The sequence below is a fragment of the Rhodococcus sp. ZPP genome (genome assembly GCF_017656075.1).
Lineage (GTDB): Bacteria > Actinomycetota > Actinomycetes > Mycobacteriales > Mycobacteriaceae > Rhodococcus_F > Rhodococcus_F oxybenzonivorans.
On the sequence record NZ_CP058639.1, the window covers coordinates 912083 to 926330 of the forward strand.

20 protein-coding genes and 1 pseudogene are annotated in these 14248 nt (G+C 66.4%); 14 read left to right on the forward strand and 7 right to left on the reverse strand.

Features of this window, described 5'->3' with window-relative positions; translation table 11 throughout:
- Positions 1–489: 489 nt before the first annotated feature.
- On the reverse strand, positions 490–1146 hold the full coding sequence (locus tag HYG77_RS35480) for an RES family NAD+ phosphorylase (RefSeq protein WP_208964206.1): 657 nt from the start codon (positions 1144–1146) through the stop codon (positions 490–492).
- On the reverse strand, positions 1146–1856 hold the full coding sequence (locus HYG77_RS35485) for a hypothetical protein (protein WP_208964207.1): 711 nt from the start codon (positions 1854–1856) through the stop codon (positions 1146–1148). The genes HYG77_RS35480 and HYG77_RS35485 overlap by 1 nt, the downstream gene beginning before the upstream one ends.
- Positions 1857–1966: 110 nt before the next feature.
- Here HYG77_RS35485 and HYG77_RS35490 point away from each other — a divergent pair, with 110 nt between their 5' ends.
- The gene (locus HYG77_RS35490; protein WP_208964208.1) at positions 1967–2137 is read left to right on the forward strand and encodes a hypothetical protein; all 171 of its coding nucleotides are present in this window, start codon (positions 1967–1969) and stop codon (positions 2135–2137) included.
- A 141-nt stretch (positions 2138–2278) separates the two neighbouring features.
- Here the strand turns inward: HYG77_RS35490 and HYG77_RS35495 are convergent, their stop codons facing one another.
- Positions 2279–2596, reverse strand: coding sequence for a hypothetical protein (locus HYG77_RS35495; RefSeq protein WP_244461520.1), 318 nt, complete (start codon positions 2594–2596; stop codon positions 2279–2281).
- A 52-nt stretch (positions 2597–2648) separates the two neighbouring features.
- Here HYG77_RS35495 and HYG77_RS35500 point away from each other — a divergent pair, with 52 nt between their 5' ends.
- Complete coding sequence (locus HYG77_RS35500) at positions 2649–3275, forward strand: hypothetical protein (RefSeq protein WP_208964209.1); 627 nt, start codon at positions 2649–2651, stop codon at positions 3273–3275.
- 222 nt (positions 3276–3497) lie between these two features.
- Positions 3498–3971, forward strand: a complete 474-nt coding sequence (locus HYG77_RS35505) for a hypothetical protein (RefSeq protein WP_244461521.1) — start codon at positions 3498–3500, stop codon at positions 3969–3971.
- Positions 3972–4104: 133 nt separating this feature from the next.
- Here the strand turns inward: HYG77_RS35505 and HYG77_RS35510 are convergent, their stop codons facing one another.
- Positions 4105–4428 (reverse strand): ribbon-helix-helix domain-containing protein, encoded by a 324-nt coding sequence (locus HYG77_RS35510; protein ID WP_208964210.1) that lies wholly within the window; start codon positions 4426–4428, stop codon positions 4105–4107.
- Positions 4429–4541: 113 nt separating this feature from the next.
- A complete protein-coding gene (locus HYG77_RS35515) occupies positions 4542–4817 on the reverse strand; it encodes a hypothetical protein (RefSeq protein WP_208964211.1) in 276 nt (91 codons plus the stop codon).
- A 419-nt stretch (positions 4818–5236) separates the two neighbouring features.
- On the opposite strand from HYG77_RS35515, the gene HYG77_RS35520 reads away from it, so the two are divergent.
- The 5 genes and pseudogenes from HYG77_RS35520 (at position 5237) to HYG77_RS35535 (ending at position 7784) form a co-directional block, all read left to right on the forward strand.
- Positions 5237–5575: a hypothetical protein gene (locus HYG77_RS35520; protein ID WP_208964212.1), complete on the forward strand. Its 339-nt coding sequence runs from the start codon at positions 5237–5239 to the stop codon at positions 5573–5575.
- A complete protein-coding gene (locus HYG77_RS35525) occupies positions 5572–6180 on the forward strand; it encodes a DUF6036 family nucleotidyltransferase (RefSeq protein WP_208964213.1) in 609 nt (202 codons plus the stop codon). Before HYG77_RS35520 ends, HYG77_RS35525 begins: the two co-directional genes overlap by 4 nt.
- Positions 6181–6423: 243 nt before the next feature.
- Complete coding sequence (locus HYG77_RS41080) at positions 6424–6651, forward strand: hypothetical protein (protein WP_348273605.1); 228 nt, start codon at positions 6424–6426, stop codon at positions 6649–6651.
- Positions 6652–6759: 108 nt separating this feature from the next.
- A pseudogene (phoU, locus tag HYG77_RS35530) lies at positions 6760–7408 on the forward strand (phosphate signaling complex protein PhoU).
- Between the two features lie 172 nt (positions 7409–7580).
- Complete coding sequence (locus tag HYG77_RS35535; protein WP_208964214.1) at positions 7581–7784, forward strand: hypothetical protein; 204 nt, start codon at positions 7581–7583, stop codon at positions 7782–7784.
- A 441-nt stretch (positions 7785–8225) separates the two neighbouring features.
- Here HYG77_RS35535 and HYG77_RS35540 read toward each other — a convergent pair whose 3' ends face one another.
- Positions 8226–8630 carry a hypothetical protein gene (locus HYG77_RS35540; protein WP_208964215.1) on the reverse strand — a complete coding sequence of 135 codons (405 nt, stop codon included), beginning with the start codon at positions 8628–8630 and terminating at the stop codon, positions 8226–8228.
- Between the two features lie 241 nt (positions 8631–8871).
- On the opposite strand from HYG77_RS35540, the gene HYG77_RS35545 reads away from it, so the two are divergent.
- From HYG77_RS35545 to HYG77_RS35570, 6 genes are all read left to right on the forward strand, one after another.
- The gene (locus HYG77_RS35545; RefSeq protein WP_244461522.1) at positions 8872–9318 is read left to right on the forward strand and encodes an antitoxin Xre/MbcA/ParS toxin-binding domain-containing protein; all 447 of its coding nucleotides are present in this window, start codon (positions 8872–8874) and stop codon (positions 9316–9318) included.
- Positions 9319–9876, forward strand: coding sequence for an RES domain-containing protein (locus HYG77_RS35550; RefSeq protein ID WP_208964216.1), 558 nt, complete (start codon positions 9319–9321; stop codon positions 9874–9876).
- Between the two features lie 322 nt (positions 9877–10198).
- Complete coding sequence (locus HYG77_RS35555; RefSeq protein WP_208964299.1) at positions 10199–11404, forward strand: type IV toxin-antitoxin system AbiEi family antitoxin domain-containing protein; 1206 nt, start codon at positions 10199–10201, stop codon at positions 11402–11404.
- Positions 11405–11695, forward strand: coding sequence for a nucleotidyl transferase AbiEii/AbiGii toxin family protein (locus HYG77_RS40245; RefSeq protein WP_244461523.1), 291 nt, complete (start codon positions 11405–11407; stop codon positions 11693–11695). It begins immediately after the preceding gene.
- 677 nt (positions 11696–12372) lie between these two features.
- Positions 12373–12687: a type II toxin-antitoxin system RelE/ParE family toxin gene (locus HYG77_RS35565; RefSeq protein WP_208964300.1), complete on the forward strand. Its 315-nt coding sequence runs from the start codon at positions 12373–12375 to the stop codon at positions 12685–12687.
- Between the two features lie 6 nt (positions 12688–12693).
- Entirely contained in the window at positions 12694–12975 is a 282-nt protein-coding gene (locus HYG77_RS35570) for an XRE family transcriptional regulator (RefSeq protein ID WP_208964217.1), read from the forward strand.
- Here HYG77_RS35570 and HYG77_RS35575 read toward each other — a convergent pair.
- A complete protein-coding gene (locus tag HYG77_RS35575) occupies positions 12917–13858 on the reverse strand; it encodes a Clp protease N-terminal domain-containing protein (protein ID WP_244461524.1) in 942 nt (313 codons plus the stop codon). The genes HYG77_RS35570 and HYG77_RS35575 overlap by 59 nt on opposite strands.
- Between the last annotated feature and the right edge of the window lie 390 nt (positions 13859–14248).

Consider the following 14248-nt stretch of genomic DNA (forward strand, 5'->3'; position numbering starts at 1 on the left):
ATGCTCTGGGTGTTCGGATCCGCCAGATTAGAGGGTCCGCCGCCGGGACACGCATCCGGGGTTATCGGGTGCTGTGGTTGCCCCGCCGCCGATGCCATCCCGCCGACGCAAATGCGCGCCGCCTCGCCGGTCTCGCCGGAGCGGCGACGCGATGGGCGGGAGCGCTGAGGGTGGCCCGGTGATCCGTCGGCGCCTCGGTGAACCTCAGTTCTTCATGCTTGGAATCCGATGTGTGCTAGAGAGATTCAACATTCGCACTTGTCCAGTCAACGATCATCCGAGCGAGGATCCTGTCCTTTTCGGAAGTCAGGTAGGTTTTGCGCGACATCACTGGGTCAAATGGGCGAACCCCGCACTGGTCCGTGCGCTTCCGGGGTGGTGGCCTGAACTGAAGGACCGTTCACAGAGACGAAGGCGCCGGCCGCTCGTCGAGGTCGGTGCGCATCACCGTCGGTGTCGTGTGTCGGCGGGTGTTGACGCTGGTGTGGTTCAGGTGGGGGAGAGGATGGCGCTGTGGTCGGCGATGATGCGGGCGACGAGGTCACGGCCGGGGCCGTGGTCGAGTGGCAGGGGTGTGGTGGTGGGGTCGATGGTCAGGGCGGGGTGGGGTGTGATCGAGGGGTCGGTGGTGAGGACCGCGGCGAGGGTGTCTTCGTTGTGCCGGGGCCGGTAGGCGAGGCCGTCGAGGTCGGGGTCGGCGGTACGGATGGCGTGGGCCCACCGCCGGGTGGTGACAAAGTGCCGGGCTTCGCATTTGGTGAGCCAGAGGTCTTGGCCGACCGCTGAGAGGTGTGGTCCGTGGAGTGCGGCGACGGTGAGGGTGCGGGTGACGGTGAGCGCGGTCAGGGTGCGGCCGGTCGCTGCGGAGGCGGGCACGATCCGGGCGACGGTGGGATCGAGTGGTAGGTCCCGGCAGATGGTTTCGGCGATCGCACCGTCGGGGCTGTCGGCGATATAGAGGTAGGCGTAGCTGCCGTCGAGAGAGTCGAACCGGCCACCGGCGAGCTCGTCGGGCTGCGCGGTCGGGTTCGGGGCGTGCGGGGCGCGGTGGCTGCTGTGCACCCGCCATACCACCGTTCCGGTAGTGAGCACGGTCCGATGCGCCGGCCGGAGTAACCCTCCGGCCGGTGGTTCGATGTTCGGCATCAGTCGGGCAGCACCGCGGCGGCGAGCCGCTCGAGCTTTTGGCCGGACGCGGGGTCCGGGTCGGCCGCGAGGTCGGCCGGGGTCTGCCCCTCGCGCAGGCGGGTGGAGGGGGTCAGCCACCATGACGCCACCCCCCACGGGTCATCAGCGGCACCGAGGGCCGTGTTGACGGCGGCGACGGTGTCGCGGACCGAGGCGGTGGCCTCGTCGAACTGGAATGCCGGGTACCGGTAGCTGTTGCCGACGGGCAGGGCCACGAGTTTGCCTGTGGTGCGGAGCCTCGAGGCGACGGTGCGATCGGCTGCGGGCCGGTGCAGGGCGGCGGCGACCTGGCCGGCGGTGAGCATCGGGTGGTCGAGGATGTGCCGGCGGGCGGCTTGCTCGATTTCGGCCTGGGCGATGGCGTCGTCGACGAGGTCGGCGCCGATCCGGGCGGCCTGGGTGCGGTCGGTCAGGGTCGGTGCCATCGCCAGCAGAGCGGTCACCTGATTGCGGACCAGGTGCATCTCGGGGCGTGCGGCGAGTTCGGAGGCGACGACGTCGATGAGTTCGGGGGTCGACAGATCCGACAAACGCCGTTCCTCCGGCGACGGAGTGCTCTGCGGGCGGTCGCCGGCGCGTGGGTAGCGGCCGGTGACGGTGTCGCGGCGCAGCCGGTGGCCGGCGAGCTTGTGGTGTCGCCTGGGAGAGGTCGAGCGGTGGGTCGACATGGGCACTCCTTGCTACGTTTGCACCGCAATCTTACATCGTTGCTTTCGTTGCGACGAGTAGCCAGGGGTGCATGCTGTTGATCACCGCCCACTCAGGGCAGGATGAAACCGTGAGCGACCGAACCGCAGCAGACGTCGAGCGTGAGCTCGCCACGCTCGCCTACGTGCGCGGCCGCCTGCGGGCTTCGGAGGGGAGCGACTTCCGCATCCCGACCAGCGCCGTCGACCAGGTCCTAGATGAGCTCAACAGACTCGAACGATCACCGGGGGATCCCACCTGATGCCGTACAGGGCCCGGGGGTGCTGGTCACCGGTGTGAAGGGGCGGCGGGCACGGGGTTGGCCGCGCCCCGAGGACGTCACCGGGCTAGGTATCAGCTGCCACGTCACCCGCGTGCCTGGAAACCAGCCCAAGTGTCCGGGTCAGGGCACAGTCCACATACCCATCCCCGGCCAAAATGTGGTGCTGTAGGGGATACCCAGGGTGATGGTGGCGACGAGGACACCGGACCCGGTCGCGGCGGCCGCCGGTGGCGGTGATTGCTGGGAGTTGGATGCTCGCACCTCAGCATCCCCGGTCGCGCCGGTGGTGAGGTTGCGCCAATGCACGGTCCCGGTGCATCCGGTCTCCATGCGGAACCGTCCCCTACCGGCGCCCGGGTGCGGCGGAAGCCGGAACGAGCCTCCACCGTCGGTGCCGCCGGCATGTACGTGGAGTACGATTATCAATACGTACTTCACGTATCGGGGGTGTGGGATGGCGGGGAATGGAACACGGCGGAAGGTGATCAAAGTGCCGGCCGCGAAGAGCGGGGGTGGGCCGCGGGCGGTTGCCGGGCGCGGTCACCGGTTGAGCGCTGCCCGCCCCGCAGGTGAGAGCCGTGGCGCGGAGGTGGCTGGCGGGTTCGCCGAGTATGTGACCCGGAATGCGCCGCGGCAGGAGTGGGCGCTGATCGCGAAGTTGATTCTCGATGAGGCGTTCGCCGACCCGGTGGGAACTCGTGCCGCGGAGCTCGCGGGGGCGGCGGCGGCCGAGCGGCGGCAGTCGTTGCTCGAGCAGGTGGCGACCCTCAAGGCCGGGGAGGTGGGCCGGGTGCTGGCCCCGCGGGCGAGGGAGTCGAGGACCCTGGTGAAGAAGTTGCGGGATGAGGGTGTGTTGCTGGGTTTGCCGTTGGGGCGGCGCCCCGATTATCACTATCCGGCGTTCCAGTTCGATTCGGTGCATCACCGGGTGTGGCCGATCGTGGCGTATGCGAACAGTAGGTTGGGGGCTGCTGAGGATCCGTGGGGGGTCACGTCCTGGTGGCGGACCCCTTCCGACGTCCTCGACGGCCGGACCCCGTTGCAGGAGCTCGAGGACGGCGGTCTGACGGAGGTCGCCGTCGACAACATGATCGACCTGGCCGAGCGGGGAATGTAGGCGGGTGGGGGCCTATAACGGCAATCCGGCGAATACCGACATCATCGCGGCGGGGACACCGGTGTGGCGGGTGCACTGGACGTCCTCGTCCTATCCTCCGAATGCGTTTGGGCCGCAGCAACATCGCACCTTGGGTCGATGCCCGCACCCTCGATCTCCGGAAGACGTCCATTCCGGTGCAGGGGCGGTTCGATTCGGTCCACGACCCTGCCGTGTGCCCGGGTGGGGCCGCGTTGGGCGGGTACCTGTATCTCGGGTTGTCCGTGGGCGCGGTGGTCGCCGAAGGCGATTCTGCGTGGCCAGGACATCCCACCGGATCTGATCATCCGCAAGCGGCTCTTGGCCGGCAAGTCGTTGGCGCAACTCGTGCTGGACGAGGACGTCGACATCGCAGTCCTGGACGGGCAGCGGAATCTGATCCGCCTCGGCCAGGACGCCTCCCTGACGGCGTGCACCTGGCGGGACTACGGGCAGACTCGCCGGACCGCAACCGACATTCTGACGAACACTCCTGCGGCTCGCGGGCTTCGATACGAGTGCCGGCACGGACGAAACGAACTTGCGCTCATGCTGATCGACGGGCGAACAGCACCGGCGCTGACGGTGGTGTGCTCGGCACCACTCGACACCGATGGATGGGCACGGGATGCGGTGACCGCCTCGCTCCTCGATGATTTCACTCTGACGTTGGGATAGTCGGCGGGAGATCCCGCCGCGGGCGGCCCGGGCGACCCTCGACACCGAGGCGGAGGTGTTGACCGCCCTTCTGAGGGCGAGGTAGGTGTTTCCGCGCGTTTTCGGGTAGGCCGGAAAACTCGCGGAGGTCCTTTCAGGCGGAGTGCTTCTGTATGTATTCCTCGACTGCCTCGCGCATGAGTTCGCTGGGCTTGCGGTGCTGGCGCTGCGCGAGTTCGTCGAGCTTGTTACTCAGCGGCTGCGGAAGCCGGACTTGCCGTTTGGGGGAGGCGCCGCTGATGCCCGCGTCCTGCGCCAGGGACGGGCGGCCGGCGCCGACCCTCTCGAGCAGGGCCTTACCGGCGGCGGCGGCGTCGTCGCCGCGCTTGGCGGTCGCCGAGTCCTTGGGCAGCGTCATGTCGTGCTCGGCCCACTCGCCGAGCTCGTCGTAATCGGTGTTCTTATCGTTGCTGTTCATCGGTATGTCACCTCTTTCAGGTGGTGGTGCTGGGTCATCCCTTCGGGTACCCGCGTGGACGGTGGTGCATCGAGTCGCGGTGCCGGGCGCCTTCGCCCCGGCGCCATGGAGGATCAGCGCCGGTCTCGCATGCGGGTGAGGTGTTTTTCTCGCGCCTCCATCACATGGAAGACCACCATGCCCCGCGGTGGAACGATCTCCACCATGACCTCGAGCAGCGGCCCACCCAGTGTCCGCGGGGGGCCGATGAACAGCCAGGGCTTCGCATAACCGGGGACGCGGGGTTCGTCGAACTCCTGCTCGACGTAGACCGCGTTCTCGATCGCGTGCAACGCGTCTTCGTGGTCGATCCCGTGCTTGTTCGCGCTGTTCGCCCATTCGACTGCCACGCGAATACTGTACTACAAAATTCGTAATTTCTGTAGTACAAAATTGCGCTATCTTGGTCGAGTGATCATCGACGACCGGCAGCGTACGGAGATGACGGTTCATCCACACGGCCGGACAGAACAGGAGACCGTATGCCGAAGCCGACTGATGACGGGCTCGATCAGCTACATCAGACGAGGCTGGGTGCCTTTGTGCTCCGCGCCCGCTGTGCGGGCTGCGGTCGTCGGCGGCCGGTCTGTATCGATTGGGGATGATCGCGGTGGCGCGGATGGTTCTGTGAGCCCGTGTTCGTCTCGGCGGGTGGGGGTTGGGCTGTCGCTGCATGAGCATGGGGTGACCTGCGTAAATGGTGGCCGGACCCGTACACTGTGGGCACCGACCGCAGCGGTAGTGGGCTGAAGTAATGAGGGAGCGAGAGATGACCGTCGTCAACATGAAGGTCACCCGGCAGAAGCTCATGCAGACCGCGATCCTGAACAAGGTCGAGCGTGAGCATCTGCCCCTCGACACCGTCCGCGTTCGCCGCAGTCTGCAGAGTGTCCGCGAGCATGTGAGTCGCAGCCCGTATTTCACCGACTTCCTGGATCGGTGGGAACGAATCGTCGACGACAACGACGTCGAGACCCTTCGTCGGATCGTGGAGTCGGACGACGAGACCGGGAGCGAGATGCGCAACCTTTCCCCGCTGCACGTGCTGCTGACCGAGGATGAACGCATGAAGGTCCTCGATGATCTGCGTGAGCTCGTCCTGAAGTGAACCGCGAGGAGCTCGAGCAGGTCATCAAGGCGGCCTGCGCGAACCTCGACGAGGGTCAGGTGATTGTCTTCGGCTCCCAGTCGATCCTCGGGTCCTATGACGAAACGGAGTTGCCGGAGTACGCGACGTTGTCGCGTGAGGTCGATGTGTTTCCGCGGAGCGGCATCGACGCTCCGGCGTCGCCGGCAGTGGTGGAGAAGATCCTCATGCTCAACGGACGCCTCGGTGAAGGCTCACCGTTTCATGAGTCTTTCGGCGTGTACGTCGAGGGGATCCACAAGGACGTGGTGGTCCTGCCGAAGCAATGGGACAACCGGCTGGTCGCGGTGAAGGTCGAGGAGGGGTCGGAATACGGGTGGACGGGCTTTTGTCTCGATCCGGTCGACCTGTGTGCGTCCAAGGCCATTGCTGGTCGTGAGAAGGACCGCGTGTTCGTGGCGGCTCTCGTGGAGGATGGGATCGTCACTGCCACCCAGATTCTGGGCCGCATCGACGATTACGGGATCGAGTGGCCCGACAGCTACGACGCGGACAAGGATGTAGCACTCGGTCGTGCCCGGAACTGGCTTGCCGGCCTCGAGAAATTCGACGACGGCTGCGGCTGATCGGGACGAAGCCGCGCCGGACCAAGTCTGGACGCAGACCGCGGGGCGATCGTGATCGGCCTGCACCACCTCTTGTCGGCGGGAGGTCCCAGCGAGGGCGACCCGCGCGATCCTCGACAGGAAAGCAGAGGCACTGAACGCCCTTCTCAGGGGCGGTGGGCCCGGATCGGAACCTAGTTTGACGTACCGGACCCGCTGACCCCGGGATGGCGCGCCTGGGACCTGGAAACGGCCCTGTGGGCGTTGCCGGGGATCGCCGGGATGAAGGCGACGAACCTGATCGCCCGCACACGTCCCCGGCTGTATCCGATCTTCGGACTCGGTGGTCAGTCAGGTCCTGGGCACCGAGCGGGCACATCCGAATCCGGCCGGGAGGCCCTTTGCGCCGACGCGGGGTGTTGCATCGCCGGTTGCTGTCGCTCCGCGGGGAGGCCGGCCTCCCCGAAGAGGTCTCGCGCTGCGGGTGTTTGATGTGATCGCGTGGATGGACGGGGTAGAACCGCGGCCTGAGTGAGCGCTCTGACCTGGGGAGATGACACGTCCGGTGCTGTCTTCGGCAGGTGCGCGAGGATGATGGGTATGCGGATGAAGTTTCACGAGCAGCTCGACGAGCTGACAGACCGTCTGGCGTCGATGTGCCGCCTGGCCGGGGAGGGCGGTCCGAGCGGCGACCGAGGCCCTGGTGCTCGCTGACCTGCCGCTGGCGGAGCGGGTGTTCGACCTGAACGAACAGATCGAGGAGTTGCGCGGTCCGTGTGAGGACTTGGCGATGGCGCTGTTGGCGTTGCAGGGCCCGGTGGCGCGTGATCTCCGTCAGGTGGTCACTGGTGTGCACCTGGTGGCGGATCTGAGCCGGATGGGCGGGCTGGTGCAGCATGTGGCCGAAAGTGTCCGCCGGCGTCATCCCGAGCACGTCGCTTCCGGTGCGGCGGAGGATTTGCTCTCCGAGATGGGGCGGGTGGCGGCCGAGTTGGCCGGCCTCGCCGAACGGGTTCTGCGCACGCATGATCCCGAACTGGCCGCCGAGATCGGCAGGCGCGACGACGAGCTGGACGATCTGCACCGGCGGTTGCTCACCCTGATCGAGGATCCGGCCTGGACCGGCAGCATCCCGGCCGCGGTCGATGTCACGTTGTTGGGGCGTTTCTACGAGCGCTTCGGCGACCATGCCGTCGTGGTCGGGCGCCGGGTGATTTTCCTCGTCACCGGGGAACAGATGGCCTCGTAGGTCGTCGCCGTCACGGGCCGCGTCGCCGCGGCAGTTCCGGGTGTGGACTTCGCCTGCCGTTGGTGTGCGCGTTCGTGCCGATGGCGGCGTTAGGGGCATGGTTCTTCATGACGATGGAGCTGTTCTTCACCCCGACTGAACCTGCTATTCGGGTTGTTCGAGGGCTCTGGTGATGCGTTCGTGGACCGGAGGTTTCGAGGTTCTGGCCGGCGGTGCGGGCGGCAGCATGGGCGCGGATGTTTTCGTCGGCTGGGCCGGATGGGGATGCGGTGGCGGGGCCTGGGGTGGGTTGCTGGTTCAGGTCGTGCTGGAGGTGCTCACACATCTCGTTGATGCGCAGAGATGCAAGCTCGGTGAGGATCTTCGGTACTGGTAGTGCCTGAGCAAGGCCGTTTGGCGCCGGCTGTCCTCGAGGGCCTTCGTCGTTCTCGCCGGTGATTGGGATGTGCCCGGCGACCGAGGCGGAGCCGCCGGTGCGCTGACACCCCCGAGCCTGCTCGTGGGTGCCGGGGCGGTGACACGCCGCGAGGGGGAGTTGGTGATGGACTGCTCGACATCGCAAGGAGCCCCGTGATCTTCGCGGTGGGTTGGTGGCCGATTGTCGGGGGCGGGTGGTTTCGCCCGTGAGGTGAGCATGGGTGAGGCACCGGCTAACAGCGGACGGGATCGGTGTCGTCTACCCGTGGTTCCATCTGGTCATCGCGTTTCCTCTTGGAGCGACGATCGGTTGCCTCGCAGGGCTTCTCGTAGCCCACCGAGGGTGGCGGCTCGCACGCACCGGAGAATGCCCGGTGTCAGCGAGGGAGGAGGTGTTCCATTAGTTGTCCCAGGGCGCCCTCGTCACGGGCGGGGGAGGATGTCCATCCACGCGCAGTGGTGGCCGTCCGGTGACGGGTACGTCGACGAATACGAGGGAGCGCTGCGGCGAGGTCCAGTCGCGCATGTCGAGTGTCGAGCAGCCGGGGGTCGGTTCGAAGCCGCTGGTGCACAGCACGCTCACTCCGGGCTCGACGGGAGTCAGAACGCGGGTTCCCGGAACGTCGGGGTTCCAGAAGCCGGGGTCCTGCGGACCGAGCACGTTGTTGACGAACACGAGGGAGCCCCGCGGAATCGGTGGGGCGGCGGGGTCGGCGCCGGCGGGGGCTGAGCCGATCAGAACCGTGGCAGCGGTCAGAGCGAGGGCGGCGCCGGTACGCCGTCCGGAGGGGATCGGCGGGGCCATGTCGGACTCCTTGGTCTGCGAATGTGCGGAAAGCGTGTCCTCACGTTAGCCGTTGTCCCATGTCGAGCGGCCGCTTCGGGTGACTGATCGGGAATCGAGGATTCTGGCGTAATCAGGAGCAGGTCAGGCGGTTCGCACTAACCCATTCAATGGTGGTCCTTCGGTGTGCTCCGGCCCGGCTCAGAGTCACGGCCGCGGGGACCGGGTGTTACCCAACAGAAATGTTGGGTAGGATGGGTGTATGGCGACGGTAAAGGCGCGAGACGAGGCAGTGACGGCGGCTGCGGCGAAGAAGGCCGCGGGGCGTGCGGCGCGGGCAAGTGGTCACGCGGGGAGGTCGCCGCGGGTGGCCGCCGATGATCCGTTGTCGTCGGAGCGGGTGCGGTACTTGACCGGCGCGTTCGGTGGAGCGCAGCTTGCGGCGATCGTGGGGGTGAACCGGTCGCAGCCCTCGCGGTGGATCAAGGGTGTGGAGCGGCCGGGCCCGGCCGCGGCGCCGTTGTTGATCGACCTCGAGCATGTCTTGGCGCGCGCCCGCCTGGTCTGGGGGGAGACGGCCGCTCACACGTGGCTCGAGAGTGCGAACGCGTATCTCGATGGGGCGCGTCCGCTTGATGTGCTGCAGCTGTCGGGGCCTGCTCCGGTGCTCGAAGCGTTGGATGCGCAGGCGTGGGGCGGGGCCGCCTGAGTGCTGGTCTACCGCATTTTCCCGTACCTGTCCGCGGCGGCACCGGGGCAGCCGGGGCACCCCTTGTATGAGCATCGGCCGCAGCGCGGCGGTCGGATCGATCACCCGGATTATCACGTCTGGTATCTCTCCCGGCTGGCGGAGGCGGCCTGCGGGGAGAGTTTCGGGAACCTCGCCCGCTGGGAGGCGTCGATGCTGGAGTTCCCGCTGCTGCCGGGGTCGCGGCGGGCGCTGGGGGTGTTCGAGTTACCCGATGATCTGCGGATCCTCGATTTGGATGATCCGGCTCAGTTGGTGCGGTTGGGGTTGCGACCGACCCAGGTGGTGACCCGCAACCTGACGGTCACTCAGGGGTGGGGGCATCGGATCTGGTCGGAGACCGAACCCCACACGGGGGATCGGGCGTGGCAGGCGGTGTCGTGGTGGTCGTATCACCGCCCGCAGTGGTCGGTGCTGGCCTCCTGGCTGCGCCCAGAGTTGGTGCGGGTCGAACCCCTGGACCTGGAGCATCCAGCGATCCTCGACTCGGCGAAAGCCTTGCAGCGCATCGTGATGTGACGGGTGCCGGGACCGTTGCCTCGCGCGTGAACGACGCGAGGTGCACCCGACGCGGCGGCCTCTCTGGGAGGTCGCCCTGAAGATCCAGATACTCGAGGAAGCCGTTCTCTTCGTGCACCAACCCTGATCACCCCTCCTCGCATCGTCTCTCTACAGTGCTGCGTGCACCCGCTGTCGAGAAAATGTTACTGGTGAGTAGTTGTGCGAATCACATCCCGAACTAAAACCCGGCGCGGCACCCCTCAGTACGTGCGCAGCGCCCGGGCCGCACCGACGCCTGGCAAGAAAATTGCACCTGGGGTGATATTATCGTGACGTGAAGATGAGTGATGCTGCCGTTGCGGTGGCGGAGTTCGGTGCCGAGCAATGGGGGCTGATCACCTCGGCGCAGGCCCGGGCGCTCGGCGTCAGCGCGGTGCAGATGAAACGGCTCGCGGACCGCGGCGCGCTCGAGCGTGTGCATCACGGGATCTACCGCATGGCCAGGCTCCCGTTCGACCTGCGTCAGGACCTGCGTGTGGCGTGGGTCGCGCTCGACCTGAACACCCCCGCGTGGGAGCGTCTGTCCCAGCCGTTTCCTGGGGGCGTCGTCTCCCACCGAAGTGCCGCGCAACTGCATGAGCTCGGCGATCTCGACGCAGACCTCACCGAACTCACCTGCCTCCGTCGGGTTCGGCTCAGCCTGCCCGATGTGCGCATCCACACCGGGACGGTCGATGTCGACGACTGGACGGTCGTCGACGGACTCCCGGTCACCACGGCACGGCGCACGATCGCCGACCTCGCCGCCGGGGGAATCGACGGCGGACACCTCGCAGGCATCGTCCGTGACGCCCTCGCCCATGAAGTCGTCTCCATTGCAGATGTCGAGAAGACGCTCGCCTCGTTCGCCTTCGACTACGGCCATGTCCTCGGTGACGGCCGCGGCTTCCTCGACGCCCTGATCGCCCAGGCTGGGATCTCCGAGAACACCCTCGGACTCGCCGACGCCTACCGAAGAAGCAAAGAAGGCCCCCTCACCGATCGTCTCGCCGCCGTCCATCGGCCGGTGGCTGACTTGGCCGACCACCTCGAGTCGACAAGCGCTGCCCGCCCCATGTCGGATCTCTACCGCGATGACCGCGTGCTGCCCTTCGCGATCGCCGCCTCCACCGGTCAATTCGGCAAGCTGCTGAAACTGACCAACTACGCACTCGTCGCGGACGCCCTGAAAGGACTCGCGGTCGCACAACTGGCACCGCTCAGCGAACAGATCCACGCCGTCGCCGCGGCCTCCCTCACACCCGCGATGGACGTCGCCCGCCCGTCGATCCGGCAGAACCTGCCGACACCGGACACCGAGGCGATCCGGGACTCGGTGGCGACCGAGATCGAACCCGCCGCCCGGCACGCCGCCGCGAACAGCACCGCACGCCGGCCCGGCGAACCGGAGCCGACTACCGGCACCGACGACGCGACCCCGAACGCGCCGGACAACGACACCGCCACCTTCCCGCAGACCTTTCCCGACTCGGGTGAGAATCCCTAGATGCCCACGCCATCCCCCGGCCAGCTGCGCGCCTCGATCCAACAACGGCTGAAGAATCAATCCGCGAGCAGTGGGCAACCGCTGCAACAACTCCGGCGCAAGTACGTCATGACACGCTTCCTGACCAGAGTGTTCGACGCCGACCCCGACGGGTGGGTACTCAAGGGCGGCACCGGGATGATGGTGCGCCTCCCGCAGGCCCGCTACAGCAAGGACGTCGACCTGATGTCCACCGATTTCACCCACATCGGGGACGCCATCGCCAAACTGCGAGAGATCCTCCGGCACTGAGGTCGACGCATTCGCGTACACGATCTCACGCAAAGAGAACCTCTCTGATGACAAGGGTGCGCGAATCAGCGTGCAGGTACGTCTCGGGACAACGGCGTTCGACACCTTTCCCATCGACATCGTCACCCACCGAGGGCTGATCGGGCCGGTCGAGATCCATCCGATCCCGCAAGTGATCGGCATGTGCGCGAGGTGCTGACCGGGTACAAGTCGGGCGTCGCGCAGTTGTCGGCGCCGGGAGAACCGCGCGCCGAGTACGACCGGTGCCGTTGACGAGGCGGTACGCGGCCACGGCGGCGTCCTCCTCCTGCCCGGCGGACCGAGGGGTTTACCACCTGCGGGTACCACCTGCAGCGCCGGGAACGAGCACTGAAGTGGTCCCGGTGTCTGACCGAGATTCCGAGACCGTACTGCGGGCTGGTGCTTTCGGTCAGGGGCAGGGGTCGGGTGACGTCGTCGGCCAGGATCGAGCGTAGGGTGTCGAAGCCCTTCTCCTTCCAGACACGTCGTGACCGCCACCTCACCGCCGATCGGACGTGGGTTCTTCTCCGGGTCGGTATCGCCGGTCTCCGGTGTGGGTTCTTTGCGGAGGTGACGGGGTTTCTTGGTTTGGTCGGGGGGCCGGTGCCGATCCATACAAAATTTTGTATACTCGGGGTGTGAAGAACATCCAGTTCATGGGTACCGCGCTGGAGGATCTTCGTGGTTTCCCCGGTGCGGTTCGTCGTCAGTGCGGTTATCAACTCGACCGCGTTCAGCAGGGGCTCGAGCCGACGGACTGGAAGCCGATGGGGAGTGTGGGTTCTGGTGTGCGGGAGATACGGGTACGCGATCGATCGGGAGCTTTCCGCGTCATCTACGTGGCGAAGTTCGCAGACCGGGTGGTTGTACTGCACTGCTTCCAGAAGAAGACTCAGAAAACGTCGGCGGCGGACTTGGCTACCGCGACGAAGCGATACCAGCAGGTCACAGCGGGAAGACAGGAAGGGTGAGCACTGATGAGCGATGAAATCTTCGACAGCGTGTGGGATGCCATCGAGGACACTCCGCAGGAGGCGGAGAACATGCGGCTGCGGTCGAATCTGCTGATCGCGCTGTCTCGGCGCATCGAGACCGAGGGATGGACCCAGAAGGACGCGGCTGCCCGGCTTGGTGTGACCCAGCCGCGGGTGTCGGATCTGATTCGAGGAAAGATCGACCTGTTCAGTCTGGATGCTTTGGTCAACATGGTGTCGGCCGCCGGACTTCACGTCGATATGACGGTGAGCGCTGCCGCGTAGCACTTGAAGCCTCGCCCGAGGCTGTACGGGGATTTCGGGTCGGGCGGTCTGGGTCGGGGAAGGGTTGGCGGATTTCGCTGGGCGTGTCCGCCGGTCTGCTGCCGGGGTTCTTCTGCCGGTCCCCGATCCAGGTTTCGAGGTTCTGGCCGGCGGTGCGGGCGGCAGTGTGGGCGCGGGTGTATTCGTCGTCGCTGAGCCGGATGGGGATGCGGTGGGCGGGGCCGCCTGGAGTGGGTTGCTGGGCCAGTTCGCGTCTGAGGTGCTCACGCATTTCGCCGATGCTGAGGTTACAAGGTCGGTGAGGATCTTCAGCGCCGGTGGAGGCGGGGTCGTCGAGCAGGGCCAGGAGGAGGTGGTCGGTGCCGATCTCCTCGTGCCCGAGCAGGGCGGTCTGGCGCAGGCTGCCCTCGAGGACCTTCTTCGTCTTCGCCGGTGGGCGGTGACACCCCACGAGGTCAGTGCTGCTGCTCCGGGACCGCCGGCGTCGAAGATCCCGACCAGCAGGTGTTCGGTGCCGACGCCAGTTCTGGTGGTGGGTGCGTGCGGCGCCGGCGGCGAGGACGACCACTTGACGGGCTTGATCGGAGAATCTCTCGAACACCACGACGCGCTCCCTCCCCAGGCGTCGCCGTGAGCGACGCGAACCGCTGCTGAATCTCTGCTGCCCATTCTGGGCGGTGTGCAGGTGGTTATGGGTGGGATCGACGTGACCTCGGCAGCCTTGGGCGTAATGATGCTGTGACCTGGAGTGATGGCACGTGCCCGTTTGTGATGTGGGGTTCGGCGACGTTCGGGGGGAGTGCCGGCGCCGGGGTGTCGGCGGGGCGCGGGTGCCTGTTTCGTCCGGTTGTGAACCGTTTTGAAAGTTGTTGATTGACAACATATTTGGGTAATCTATTGGTGAATAAGAATTTACGTGTACTGTGCACAAATATCAGATTGTAAGGTTCGGAATCTGTTGTAGATCAAAATATTTGGGTGGTTCGAGATTTTGGTCTGTGTTGGGTTACGCGGGGGTGGGTGGTATGCTGTGGGTATGACATTGAGCGGCGCGGGAAGGCGAGTTGGCGGAGGGTCGGGTGCACCCTACCGCTTCCCCAACCTCGTTGGGGCGTGGGGGACTGGATCGAGCGTTCCGATGAAATGTGCAGCTTGGAGCCTAATTCCGGAATCTCAGAGGAGCGAAGCGACTCGATCGGCAGCAACGGGAGTCAGCCCACTGCGAGCCGCGCAGCTCTCCTGGCGGGGAGCGAAGCGACTCGCCCCGCCTCCG

What these genes read in the sequence shown, in the direction of transcription:
- HYG77_RS35480 (WP_208964206.1), bottom strand. Translation starts at nt 1,146, where the DNA reads ATGCCGAACATCGAACCACCGGCCGGAGGGTTACTCCGGCCGGCGCAT.
- HYG77_RS35485 (WP_208964207.1), bottom strand. Translation starts at nt 1,856, where the DNA reads ATGTCGACCCACCGCTCGACCTCTCCCAGGCGACACCACAAGCTCGCC.
- HYG77_RS35510 (WP_208964210.1), bottom strand. Translation starts at nt 4,428, where the DNA reads ATGAACAGCAACGATAAGAACACCGATTACGACGAGCTCGGCGAGTGG.
- HYG77_RS35520 (WP_208964212.1), top strand. Translation starts at nt 5,237, where the DNA reads ATGACCGTCGTCAACATGAAGGTCACCCGGCAGAAGCTCATGCAGACC.
- HYG77_RS35535 (WP_208964214.1), top strand. Translation starts at nt 7,581, where the DNA reads ATGCGTTCGTGGACCGGAGGTTTCGAGGTTCTGGCCGGCGGTGCGGGC.
- HYG77_RS35540 (WP_208964215.1), bottom strand. Translation starts at nt 8,630, where the DNA reads ATGGCCCCGCCGATCCCCTCCGGACGGCGTACCGGCGCCGCCCTCGCT.
- HYG77_RS35545 (WP_244461522.1), top strand. Translation starts at nt 8,872, where the DNA reads ATGGCGACGGTAAAGGCGCGAGACGAGGCAGTGACGGCGGCTGCGGCG.
- HYG77_RS35555 (WP_208964299.1), top strand. Translation starts at nt 10,199, where the DNA reads ATGAGTGATGCTGCCGTTGCGGTGGCGGAGTTCGGTGCCGAGCAATGG.
- HYG77_RS40245 (WP_244461523.1), top strand. Translation starts at nt 11,405, where the DNA reads ATGCCCACGCCATCCCCCGGCCAGCTGCGCGCCTCGATCCAACAACGG.
- HYG77_RS35565 (WP_208964300.1), top strand. Translation starts at nt 12,373, where the DNA reads ATGGGTACCGCGCTGGAGGATCTTCGTGGTTTCCCCGGTGCGGTTCGT.
- HYG77_RS35570 (WP_208964217.1), top strand. Translation starts at nt 12,694, where the DNA reads ATGAGCGATGAAATCTTCGACAGCGTGTGGGATGCCATCGAGGACACT.
- HYG77_RS35575 (WP_244461524.1), bottom strand. Translation starts at nt 13,858, where the DNA reads ATGTTGTCAATCAACAACTTTCAAAACGGTTCACAACCGGACGAAACA.